17 protein-coding genes are annotated in these 10,989 nt (G+C 59.0%); 14 read left to right on the top strand and 3 right to left on the bottom strand.

Annotated elements, in window-relative coordinates:
- Nucleotides 1-312: 312 nt before the first annotated feature.
- Nucleotides 313-834, bottom strand: a complete 522-nt coding sequence (locus tag JET14_RS12130; protein ID WP_200333816.1) for a hypothetical protein — start codon at nt 832-834, stop codon at nt 313-315.
- Nucleotides 835-857: 23 nt separating this feature from the next.
- Entirely contained in the window at nt 858-1,532 is a 675-nt protein-coding gene (locus tag JET14_RS12125) for a LexA family transcriptional regulator (protein WP_200333814.1), read from the bottom strand.
- Nucleotides 1,533-1,621: 89 nt separating this feature from the next.
- On the opposite strand from JET14_RS12125, the gene JET14_RS12120 reads away from it, so the two are divergent.
- The 7 genes from JET14_RS12120 to JET14_RS12090 all read left to right on the top strand — a co-directional run bounded on the left by JET14_RS12120 (nt 1,622) and on the right by JET14_RS12090 (nt 4,636).
- Nucleotides 1,622-1,984: a helix-turn-helix domain-containing protein gene (locus tag JET14_RS12120; RefSeq protein ID WP_200333812.1), complete on the top strand. Its 363-nt coding sequence runs from the start codon at nt 1,622-1,624 to the stop codon at nt 1,982-1,984.
- A complete protein-coding gene (locus JET14_RS12115) occupies nt 1,981-2,337 on the top strand; it encodes a hypothetical protein (RefSeq protein ID WP_200333810.1) in 357 nt (118 codons plus the stop codon). The genes JET14_RS12120 and JET14_RS12115 overlap by 4 nt, the downstream gene beginning before the upstream one ends.
- Nucleotides 2,334-2,480 (top strand): hypothetical protein, encoded by a 147-nt coding sequence (locus tag JET14_RS12110; RefSeq protein WP_200333809.1) that lies wholly within the window; start codon nt 2,334-2,336, stop codon nt 2,478-2,480. The genes JET14_RS12115 and JET14_RS12110 overlap by 4 nt, the downstream gene beginning before the upstream one ends.
- Before the next feature lie 100 nt (nt 2,481-2,580).
- On the top strand, nt 2,581-2,727 hold the full coding sequence (locus tag JET14_RS12105) for a hypothetical protein (RefSeq protein ID WP_200333808.1): 147 nt from the start codon (nt 2,581-2,583) through the stop codon (nt 2,725-2,727).
- A 4-nt stretch (nt 2,728-2,731) separates the two neighbouring features.
- A complete protein-coding gene (locus JET14_RS12100; RefSeq protein WP_200333807.1) occupies nt 2,732-3,121 on the top strand; it encodes a hypothetical protein in 390 nt (129 codons plus the stop codon).
- Between the two features lie 223 nt (nt 3,122-3,344).
- The gene (locus JET14_RS12095) at nt 3,345-4,169 is read left to right on the top strand and encodes a ParB/RepB/Spo0J family partition protein (RefSeq protein WP_200333806.1); all 825 of its coding nucleotides are present in this window, start codon (nt 3,345-3,347) and stop codon (nt 4,167-4,169) included.
- Between the two features lie 2 nt (nt 4,170-4,171).
- The gene (locus tag JET14_RS12090) at nt 4,172-4,636 is read left to right on the top strand and encodes a hypothetical protein (RefSeq protein WP_246750302.1); all 465 of its coding nucleotides are present in this window, start codon (nt 4,172-4,174) and stop codon (nt 4,634-4,636) included.
- Between the two features lie 30 nt (nt 4,637-4,666).
- On the opposite strand, the gene JET14_RS12085 is transcribed toward JET14_RS12090, so the two are convergent.
- Entirely contained in the window at nt 4,667-5,089 is a 423-nt protein-coding gene (locus tag JET14_RS12085) for a hypothetical protein (RefSeq protein WP_200333805.1), read from the bottom strand.
- Between the two features lie 103 nt (nt 5,090-5,192).
- Here JET14_RS12085 and JET14_RS12080 point away from each other — a divergent pair, with 103 nt between their 5' ends.
- The 7 genes from JET14_RS12080 (at nt 5,193) to JET14_RS12045 (ending at nt 10,988) form a co-directional block, all read left to right on the top strand.
- Entirely contained in the window at nt 5,193-7,436 is a 2,244-nt protein-coding gene (locus tag JET14_RS12080) for a Mu transposase C-terminal domain-containing protein (protein ID WP_200333804.1), read from the top strand.
- Nucleotides 7,437-7,465: 29 nt separating this feature from the next.
- Nucleotides 7,466-8,233: an AAA family ATPase gene (locus JET14_RS12075; RefSeq protein ID WP_200333803.1), complete on the top strand. Its 768-nt coding sequence runs from the start codon at nt 7,466-7,468 to the stop codon at nt 8,231-8,233.
- Entirely contained in the window at nt 8,233-8,835 is a 603-nt protein-coding gene (locus JET14_RS12070; protein ID WP_200333801.1) for a hypothetical protein, read from the top strand. The genes JET14_RS12075 and JET14_RS12070 overlap by 1 nt, the downstream gene beginning before the upstream one ends.
- On the top strand, nt 8,817-9,284 hold the full coding sequence (locus JET14_RS12065) for a helix-turn-helix domain-containing protein (protein ID WP_200338195.1): 468 nt from the start codon (nt 8,817-8,819) through the stop codon (nt 9,282-9,284). The genes JET14_RS12070 and JET14_RS12065 overlap by 19 nt, the downstream gene beginning before the upstream one ends.
- A 92-nt stretch (nt 9,285-9,376) precedes the next feature.
- On the top strand, nt 9,377-9,658 hold the full coding sequence (locus JET14_RS12055) for a hypothetical protein (protein ID WP_200333797.1): 282 nt from the start codon (nt 9,377-9,379) through the stop codon (nt 9,656-9,658).
- Nucleotides 9,655-10,341 carry a helix-turn-helix domain-containing protein gene (locus JET14_RS12050; RefSeq protein ID WP_200333795.1) on the top strand — a complete coding sequence of 229 codons (687 nt, stop codon included), beginning with the start codon at nt 9,655-9,657 and terminating at the stop codon, nt 10,339-10,341. The genes JET14_RS12055 and JET14_RS12050 overlap by 4 nt, the downstream gene beginning before the upstream one ends.
- Nucleotides 10,338-10,988, top strand: coding sequence for a DUF3164 family protein (locus JET14_RS12045; RefSeq protein ID WP_200333793.1), 651 nt, complete (start codon nt 10,338-10,340; stop codon nt 10,986-10,988). The genes JET14_RS12050 and JET14_RS12045 overlap by 4 nt, the downstream gene beginning before the upstream one ends.
- Nucleotide 10,989 lies beyond the last annotated feature (1 nt).

Raw genomic sequence — 10,989 nt, 5'->3', positions numbered from 1 at the left:
GCTATCAGAAAACGCCGGAAGCCGCTCACTTTGCGCATAAAGCCCTCAAACCGACCAGGGCCGCTGAATTGCAGGCTTTTCGCTGCTTTGCCGATCCGCCCCGCGCATCGCCGACACAAGAGCAGGCCGGATTTTGCGCCAAAGGTAGTTTCAATCGCAGGCGTCAAGGTCGGCAATCTGTGCCGACCATCAACGAAAACTGCCGACCATTAATAGAGCATTGTTTTAAATATATTTTTCGTTATTCCGAGCGCGATGTATCGAAATGGATGGTCGGCAGTCGAAGTATGCTCCGAACTGAAATACCAAACCTCAAAACGGCGCTCCCGGACAATAGGTCTGCTTCAAAAAATCGACTGCTTTTTCCAATCGGTCCGCGAAGATTATGTTGTCGACCTTGACCGTTCCGTTCTTCCCACAATTGCCGTCCTCTCGCACGATCGGGCATTCTCCAGAGAAGCCAATCCGTCCATCACCCCGGCTGGTAAAAACCAACGTGGCGAAATGGTTGAAGTCGTAACTGCGGCTTTCGTTCTGTCCGGCCTTATCGCGGCTAATGACGCTAAAAACGCATGGATCAGTCTGCTTCACAGAGATGCTGCTGTACTCTCCCATGCCGGCGGGAAAAGAATACTCGGCTGGGGCTGAACTCGTCTGGGATACAATGCCACTTTTATATGTCCCGAGCGAGGTGGAGCCGACATCTACATAGCTTCCATTCTCGATACCATAAAGGATAAACGCAACGGTCTCCTCGGCAGTAGGTTGATCAGCGCAAAACCCTACTGTTGGCAAGAGTAGGGCCGCCGAAACCACGATAGACAAGCACTTCATACTGCGCCTTTCCCAGCTGGATTTTACACAGGCGACATGGCGCACACGACGCGCCCCACCACGTTTACGTGCTCGACATCAACCGGGTCAATTTTGCGCGGAGGAAAAGCAGGTCCGTCTGCGTCAGACAGCAATGTTACGCCTCCGTCGAAATCGAGTTGGATGCGTTTAACGACCAAATCCCCTGCCAGCGACAACACATAGACTTTCCCCTCTCGCAGCTGCCGTTCATTTCGGTCTACGAAGATCACTGCTCCGTCAGTGATGGTAGGCGACATGGAGTCGCCATCGACCATCATGATCAGTGTCTGGAGTGGCGATAGGCCGAGTTCGTTCAGTATGCGCCGGCTTAAGCCAATCATTTCAGCGTTGCGTTCATCGATCACGGTGAGACCCGGACCAGCCGAAACCCTGAGATCCTGGAAACGAACGCTCACCATATCCTCAGTGTGAAGCGACTGGCTGGCCGTTGATTGCATATCGCCATCTGCGAGTTGCTCGACAGTCAAATTCAGAGCTTTTGCTATCTTAATGGCGTTAACACCTGATGGCGTCGAAGTTAACGCAACGTATTTGTTGAGGGTTCCGACCGGGATACCTGTCTTTTTTGCCATCTCACCGGACTTACCGCCTGCCTGGATGGCATCTCGAACCCTCTTTCGAAAAGCCAGCTCCTCTGGGTCTTCCTTTTTAGCCACGTGCACATCCAGTTATTCCAAATTAGGAATTGACGTAATTCCTAATTTGGAATAATTCTCACTGTGCACCCCATTGCAGCGGGGTGCTGTTGTTCCAAACCAACCTAAAGAAAGCGGGCGTTGCCGCGCCCGCTTTCAGGCAGGAGTTTCGCATGAGTAAACCGACCACCTGGACCTGGAAGAGAATCCTCTGGCAGATCCATGAGCGCGATATGACGCTCGAAAAGCTCGCCCTTCTGAACGGCCGCAATCCGAATTCATTCCGCAAGGTCTCACGCCAGAAGAACACGATCGATCAGCAGATCATCGCCGACTTCATCGGCGTCGATGCCAAGGTTCTCTGGCCGGACCGGTATACCTCAACGAAGCACCGGATTTACGATAGCCGAAAGTGGGGACCGTTAGAAAGTCAAAAATCGGATGCGGTTTCTGACAGCAGGAGGGCGGCATGACGGCTCTTCTGTCCCATGACCGGCCGGTTTCTGACACGGTCGGCGCGCCTCTGACGCTCGACGAGGCGATCGAGATCGCTCTGGCGTCACGCGTCGACATCGCGCCGGAACAGTTTTCCTCCAGCCCCAGGCAGCGCCGCGCGATTCACCGCATTCTCGACGCGGGTGCTGACAACGGTCCCGGCATCTTCAGTTTCGGCCACGGCGTTTCCTCTCCGGGCTTCGATATCGAGGCGGCATTCGATGATCTGTCGATCGACCAGAAGGTCATCGTCGCATTGGTCAACGAATTCGAGTTCGAGATCCTGCGGTCGATTGCGATGCGCTTTCGCCGGGAAAGGGCAGCGGCATGAATTCCGTTCCCATCATCGAAACCCTGCTCGACCTACTGCGCGAGGCCTGCGCGCTGATCGTTCTCGTTGCCTTCATTCTGGTGTTCTCGATCTGGTTCGAGCGCCTGGCCGAGATCGTTCTTCAGGTCAGGAGCGCGTCATGAGCCTTGTTGACTGGATCTGGATCGGACTGGCCGTCGTGCTTGTGCTGTTCGTTCTAGCGGCCGTGGTGGCGTGGTTCATCACCGATGACGGTGCGCGCTGATGTTGCGCGCCCTCCTTTCCCTTTTCAGTACGCCCGTCGCTCCGGGCATCGCGCTTTGGCAGGTGGTCGCCGTTCTCGGCGCCATCATCTGGATCGTCGACGCGGTGTGGCGGCGGGCGATCAACACCTGCGACAGAAGGAACTAAGGCAATGAACGATTTGAATGCATTGGAGAAAGTGATTGTAGACGCCGCCGATCTTATCCGCTCCACGGGCGTCCAGTCGCTTCGGGCAGATGGAGTCCTGTTTGCCGGCGTCAATGACAACCTCGGCGGCATCGTCAATGAGGCGCTGAAGACCTGGTTGCGGCAGCAAGTACCGGAAGGCTGCCACGACAGTCTCATCGACGCGGAGGCAGGAAAGATCGCTCTCTCCCTTTTGGGCGCGAAGGCGAACGGGCTGCCTGCGAAGGTCTCCGAGCTCATGTTCGATTGGATGACCTACACCCTGCAGCCGGTTCTTTGTGTCGAGGTTGCGAGAGCTATCGCTTCGGGCCGAGAGGTTTCCTCTGTCCATGCACGGCCTGCGCCGAATTCCTGACGAGGTTTGTTTTGCTTGCCGCCAATGATCTGACCAGGTGTTCGAGATCGGCGACGCGCGCTTCTAGCATGGCGATGCGCTGTTCGGTTTCTTCGCTCATTTCAATCGTCCCTCCGTATCTGTGTTGCGGGGTGATGACAGGTCTCCGGCGATGTTCCCCCACCGCCGGAGACCGCAACCATACCAGCAATAATGGCAACCCGACAGTTGCCGGAGAAGACAGATGACAATGCAAATCGGTGAATTCGAACTTCCTCTTGATCAGATCGCGATCCCCGATGATCGCGCCCGCGATTTTGATCCCGCCTGGGCTCAGGCGCTCGGTCAGCTGATATCTGCCCAAGGGCAGATCAACGCCATTACGGTGCGGAAATCGAACGACGGTTACAGCCTTGTCACCGGCCTGCGCCGACTGGAAGCGCACAGGTTGATCGGGCTGGAGACGATCCGGGTGCGTCTGTCGACGGCAGCCAATGACGATGAAGCCCGGCTCGAAGAGGTTATGGAAAACCTCGGCCGCAACGAGTTGAACGCGCTCGATCGCTGCCACCATCTCTATGAGCTGAAACAGGTCTATGAGCGGCTTCATCCGGAGACCAGGGCCGGCACGGCCGGCGCGCTCGCACGGCATGGCGCTGCAAACGAAATCTTTTCGTTTGCTGTCGATATCGCCGAAAAGATCGGTCTTTCGACGCGCGCCATCCAGATTGCCGTCAAGATCTGGAAAGACCTGACGCCGGTCAGCCGCGCCCGCCTCGCCGGAACCGCTATCGCGGAAAAGCAGACCGAACTGAAGCTGCTATCGGCGCAGGCCGGGCCGCTTCAGAAGAAGGTGCTCGACCTTGTTCTGTCCGAGGAACACAAGGCCAAAAGCATCCAGGAGGCGCTCGACTATCTGAACAACGGTGTTGCCGTCGCGCCGACGGAAAAGAAATTCCTGACCATCTCAAAGACGATATCCGAACTGCCGGACGAGACATTCGACCGGCTGATGCTGGCCAATGAGGAGCGCGTCATCGCCTCCCTGAGGCGCCGGGGGCGCATCTGACCATGGCCCGCCGCCGCGACCCGCTCACGAAAGACCTGTTTTCATGGGAGCCGCCGAAGGTGGCCGTTGGCTACAGCGCCGACGTGATCGGGCGCGGACGGCTGGACGGCAAGATCGCGCGTCTCGTCGGTCAGGCCTTTCGCGATGCCCGCGAGGACGGGATGTCCCGCGAGGACATCGCGGCTGAGATGAGCCGTTTTCTTGGCCGGGATATCAGCGCGACCACGCTCTACAAATGGACCTCGGAAAGCTCCGAGGGGCACCGCATACCGCTCGACGCGTTCATCGCGCTCGTCCACGCGACCGGCGCGAAAGACCTGCTCGGCTTTGTGCCCGGCGAGTTCGGTCTGGCGGTTATCGAATCCCAATATGCCGATCTGATCGAGGAACGGCTTCTGGAAGATCATATCGAGGAAATGCAGGCGCGCCGTCAGGTGCTTGCCGCAAAGAGGAAGGGGAGACGATGACAGACATTGAAAAGGTGAAACCGAAGACACTCAACCGTTCTCTTCAGGAGGTCGGGGAATCGGAAACGGCCACAGATAGTCTTCATCCATATCCGCCGCGCAGAGAACATCCTGAGCATAACCGATCATATCTCGATAGCCACAGCCAGGAACAAGGTGGAGTTCAACAGCCGACAGCAGGGCAGATGCCTCAAATGTCATCTGAGCAGCCGCAGCTATCGTCCAGAACCGTTGTTCGGTCGACAAGGCCGATAGCAGTTGATGTTGCCGCTTCGGAGTGGATGTCGCCACTTTCTCTATCAGCACGACGTTCTCGCGCACAAAGGCGTTTAGATCGAGCCGAGAACGAACTGAAAGTTTCGCCAGGAAGGGTTCATACTCCTCGGCGAGCAATTCCAGGCGCAGGTTTGTTCCCACGCTGTGTGCGTATTGCGAATAGGCGGAAAGCGACATTACAGGTTCTCCTGTGTTTGGTCCTGGGCGTTTCTCCGGAAACGATCCGGCCGTGCTCGCCTACGGTTATGTTTTTTTACCGGCTCCGCAAGGGAGGCCGGGCATGATCAAGGAATGGTTCACGGCCAGGGAACTGGCCGACATCGCCAAAGAGCGCGGCCTCAGGAGCTTCCCGAATTCGGAGCGAGGGGTCAGGGATAGGGCGACCGAATACGGCTGGAACGACCTGCCGGACAATCTATGCCGCATGAGGCGCGGAAGCGGCGGCGGCGGCGGTCGCGAATATCACCGCTCGCTTCTGCCGGACGCGATGGCCGCAGCGCTTCACGCCCGCGAAATGAAGGAAAAGCAGATTGCCGCGCAGGAAGGTCACCGCGAAGTCTCCCGCCGGAAAGCTGCCCTGATCCCGGTCACGTCGCTCAGGTTTCGCCAGCGCAACGCCATGGAGGCGCGCGGCGAAATCCTTCTGGCCATCGACCGTTATATCGCCATCAACGGCATGACAGCGCGCCGGGAGGCGATCCTGATGTTCGTGCGCGCCCAGGAAGAGCACTTCGAACGCGCCGCGGTGCTGGCAAAGGTCAATGCCGGCGAGCCTTTGAACGATCGGGAACGTTCGCTTATCGAACGGCCCTCGCTTCTCACGGATCCGAACGGTTTCGGCCTCCTGGAGGAGACGCTTGCCATTGCGAATGATCGCGGCGGCGAGAAGGTTCGTGTTTCCGCGCGTACCGTGCAGCGGTGGTTCTCCACGCGCGACAAGGGCGGGATCATGGCCCTTGCCCCGGCCCTGACGAAGGAAGACGAGCCGGTCTCGGAGGAATTCCGGGCGTTCCTCACCTTTTACGCCAAGCCCTCGAAACCGACCGCCACGGAAGCGCTTGCGGACTACCGGGAGGCCAATCCCGATACGTCCCTGACGATCGATCAGGTGCGCTACACGCTGAAACGCAAGCTCAACGATATCGAGCGCAATGTCGGCCGCGAGGGTCTCCTGACGCTGCGTTCCCGCATGGCCTATATAACCCGCTCGACGGAAAACCTGCTCCCGACGACGATCTACACGGCCGACGGCAAAACCTTCGACGCCGAGGTCGAGCATCCGGTCAGCCATCGCCCGTTCAAGCCCGAGATCACGTCCATTCTGGATGTCGCGACACGGCGTTGCGTCGGTTTCTCTATCGCCTTCAAGGAAAACGTCATTTCGGTGACCGAGGCGCTCCGGAAGGCCTGCTGCGATCACGGCATTCCGGCGATCTTCTATGTCGACCGAGGCCCCGGCTACAAGAACAAGACCTTCGATGCCGATGTCAACGGCCTGATGGGTCGGCTCTCCATCACGAAGATGCACGCCCTGCCGTATAATTCGCAGGCGAAGGGCATCATCGAGCGGTTCAACAAAACCGCTTGGAACCCGCTTGCCCGGAAGCTTCCGACATACCTCGGCGAGGAGATGGACAAGGAGGCGGCTCACTTCGTCCACAAGCAGACCCGCAAGGACATCAAGGAATTCGGCGCGTCCCGCGTCTTGCCAGAATGGGATGAATTCCGGGCCATGTGCGAGAAGGCCATCGCCGACTATAACGCCACGCCGCACACCGGGTTGCCGCGCTACCGGGACGAGGAAACCGGAAAATTTCGGCACTATTCGCCCGATGAGTTCTGGCAGCTGCATGTTCGCGACGGTTTCGAGCCGGTGCCTGTATCCGAAGACGAAATCGACGATCTGTTCCGCCCTTACGAGATCCGAGTGGCACGCCGCTCGCAGGTCTTCTGGAACAACAACGAATATTTCCACGAGGCGCTCGAAGCCTATCACGACGAGGAGGTCATGGTCGGCTACGATTTTGCCGACGCCTCGAAGGTTTGGGTGCGCGAGATCGATCGCGAGGAAGGCCAACCCGGCCGACTGATCTGCGTTGCTGTCTTCCACGGTAACCGCCGCGACTATCTGCCTTTGACCGCACAGAGAGCGGCAGAGGAAAGGCGGTACAAGGGTCGCCTCAACAGGGTCGACAAGAAGCGTCAGGAAATCGAGGAAGAGTTCGTTCCGGCCGGACTTCTCGATCAGACCGACGCCATCCCCATGGAGCCGATCGCCGCACCGGAGGCCGTCCATCTTGTTGTCGACAACAAGGAACCTACGCGCGTCTCCTCCCGCCGCAACATCATCCGCACGGACGAAGACCTTGCCGCCTGGGCCATCGAAAATCCGGAAAAACTATCAGCAAATCAGCTTCGCGTTCTGCGCTCGTGCCTTGAGCGGCCGGCGGCTCGCGAGGTGCTGAGAATGTCAGGCATCGACCTGGATGCGCTTCGAAACCTCATCCGTTCGGCCGCTGCCTGACACCCCCTAGAAGAGAGAAGGAAAATAGCATGAAAAACGTGTTTGTCGAGACAGCCAACGTCAAGGCCTATCATTCGGCGCTTTCGGCGCTCGAAGAACGCGGGGCCGAAGAGGCCTGCATTGTGGTCGTTGACGGTGCGCCCGGTCTCGGAAAAACGACCACGATGAAACAGCATATCGCGCAGACCGGGTCGATCTATCTGCGCGCCAAGAAGGAATGGCAGCCGAAATGGATGCTCAACGAGCTGCTTGATGAACTCGGCGTCGAGAAGCCGCGCGGGATTGAACAGAAATACGCCAAGGTGGTTTCCGAACTGGCCCTGCGCCAGCAGCTTGCCATCCAGAACCGCAAGATCTTCACGCTTGTCATCGACGAGTTCGACCATTGCTCGTCCCGCCCCGCCATTCTCGAAACATGCCGTGACATTTCCGACATGCTGGAGCTGCCGACCATCTTCGTGGGTATGGGCAAGGTCAACGACAATCTCAAGCGGTTTCCCCAGGTCGCATCGCGCGTCAGCCAGAAAGTGCGGTTCGACGTGATGGACAAGGAAGACGTCCGCAGGCTGATCGACAAGCGCTGCGAAATCCGCGTTGCCGACGACCTTGTCACCTTCGTCGCCAAAATGTCGAAGGGGTATAACCGCGAGGTTCTGGAGGCCATCGCCAGCATCGAACGCTTCGGCTTTCGTATCGATGTCGGCGAGGACGGCATCACAATGGCGGATATGGCCGGCGAAAAGCTGATGAACGACCGCGCCAGCGGCACGGCGATCATTGTGCCGGAGGTTCTGTGATGGCTGAACAGAACCATGGCCCCGGAGAACTGCTCACAAAGGTCCTGCACCATCTCGTCGGCGGCGTCTGCCTGACCATCGACGTGCTGGAGGCCGATCTCGGCCTGACGCGCCGCCAGATATCCAACGCCATGTCCACGCTTGTGCGTCACGGCCTTGTCGAACGGGCCGAGGCGGGTTGCTATCAACTGACGGCCGATGGGGAAGTCGCGCGGGCCGAAGGCCGGGTCTTTACCAGCGGTCCCAACGGTCCGCACACCGGACGGGCGCGCAAGCCCTGGCGCGATACATTCCGTCAGCGCGCCTGGTCGGCCATGCGCATGTCCGTCACGTTCACGATCGGCGATATTGTTGTCGCTGCGTCTGTCGACGATCGTGATTCAACCTCCAACGCCATGAAATACGCCCGGCAGCTGACGCTTGCCGGCTATCTGATGGAAATGCCCGTTCGTCAGAAGGGCACGCGGCTGACGTCGAACGGCTTCAAACGGTTCCGCCTGATCCGCGACACCGGCCCGGCCGCCCCGGTCTATCGGGAAAAGAAGAAGGCGCTTTACGACTACAATCTGCGGGAGGATGTGCCATGCGTCAGGAACAGCTGATGCCATTGCCGGATCCCGACTGGATCGAGACGTTGCGCGCCGAGGCCGAAAAGCCAGGCCGCACGAAGGCGGCGATTGCCAAGGAACTCGGCATTTCGCGCCCGGCCGTCTCGCTGATCTGCGCAGGAAAATACACGGCCCGGCTGAACAAGGTCGGCGTCAAGATCGCCGCCAAGGTCATGGCGCTCTACGGCCGGAAGGTCTGGTGCGCCCATCTTCGCACGTCGATCAGCAATGATCAGTGCCGGGAAAACCACAACGCGCCGATGACGATGTCTGACCCAGTTAGGCTGAAACAGTGGGCGGCGTGCCATGCCTGCCCGCTCAACCCGAAAAACATGGAAGAAGAAAGCCATGCTGTCGGACACGATGCGCGATCTCCGAAAGACATTCCGGGACGATCCGGAAATGACCATCATCCTGCACATTTGCGAAATGGAGGCACGTGAGATGGAAAGCCGCCTGCAGATGCTCACAGGCCGTCCGCATGTGCCGCTCGATGGCATGCTGATTTCCGATCCGCCGCAAAAGGAGGCGCGCAATGTCTCGTGACCTCTTCTCGATAAGCGATCAGCTTTGGGAGGTTGCGCGCCTCCTTCGGCAGGCTCGCGACCAAGGCCGCTATGTCGGGCCGGACGACATCGGCTCACTTGCGGATTTCAGCTCACGTATGGGCAACGAGGCCAAACGGCTTGAGAACGCGCTTTCCCGCGAGACCTGGAACGCGCGCGCCAGACGCGAGCAACTAGAAATGCTGAGGGCGCGCCTCCCGAAGAACGTTGTCGTGTTTCCCATCGAGAACCGGGCGGAGGGGCAGTCATGACCGTCAGTTGCCAGACCATAACGCTCGCGACCTGCGACGCCTATCTCGTGTCGCCTGCCATGATCTACACCCATCGCCGGACCCACGCCTTTGTCGAGCCGAGGCATGTGTCCTGGCAACTCGCTCGGGATATGACCACGCATTCGCTGCCGGAAATCGGCCGGCTGATGGGCGGATACCATCATACGACCATCCTGCACGGATGCCGCACGATCAGTGCGCAGATGCGGCAGGACCAAGAATTGCGGGAGCGCTACGACAACCTGCGCCGGTTGATCCTCAGCTATGCCGAGGAGAAAGCGATGGGCCTGTGGCCGGCACCCGGGGAATGGGTGCTGGAGACGGCCATGTTGCGCGCCAATGAGAGCGGCGAGCCGCAACCCATGGCCGGCAGCGTCGCCCAGGCAATGGTCGCCGGACTGATGCACTACCTCACCCGCACGCGTGCACTCGAGCGCGCAAATGTCGAACTGCGGTGGCAGCTGAACGAGATCGGCGAAACCGTCACCCTGCTCGACCCGGCCGACCGGGAAAAGCTCAACGCCGCCGCGCGCGTTGCAACAGCCTGGCAGCACTTTCAGGCGCGGCGTTTCACGCCCCTTGAAAGGGTCGCTCAGACCGCGCTTGAGAACGCTCTGAAAGACCTTTCACCCCTCTTTGCGAAGACAGGAGAACACGCATGAAACATGAAATCGAAACCGAGATCCCGACTGAGACGATCAACGGCATCCAGTATGTCACTCTGGCGAAGGGCGACATGAAGCCTCTCTCGGCGATCAAGCCCGAGGACATCGAGGAAGACGAGATGGTGCGCCGTCTGTCGGCGAAGGCTGCCAAGATGAACGCGACACTGGCGGCGTTCCGGGAGGAAATCTTCTCAGAGGCGCTGGCGATGCGCGAACTGCTTGCGGAAAAGTACGGCGTTACCAAGGGCGGCAAGAAGGGGAATATCACCTTTTCCACGGTCGATACATCGCTGCGCCTCTCGATCAAGGTCGGAGAAACGCTGACGTTCGGTCCGGCGCTGGAGGTTGCAAAAGAAGTCATTGACGGCTGCATCCGCCGCTGGTCGGTCGGTTCCAACGACAATATCCGCGCTCTGGTCGATCAGGCCTTCCAGGTCGACAAGGCCGGGAAGATCAACACCGATCGCATTCTCGGCCTGCGTCGGTTGAAGATCGAGGACGAAACCGGGGAATGGCAAAAAGCCATGGACATCATCTCCGACAGCGTCCGCGTCATGGCCTCGAAGGAGTATGCCAACTTCTATTGCACCGACAGGCAGTCCGGCAGCGAACGGCGTGTCGCGCTTGATCTGGCGAATGCGTGAG

This window comes from Martelella lutilitoris, assembly GCF_016598595.1.
Lineage (GTDB): Bacteria > Pseudomonadota > Alphaproteobacteria > Rhizobiales > Rhizobiaceae > Martelella > Martelella lutilitoris_A.
Note: the sequence above shows the minus strand (reverse complement) of the source record. Positions and strands in the feature narration are given on the sequence as shown.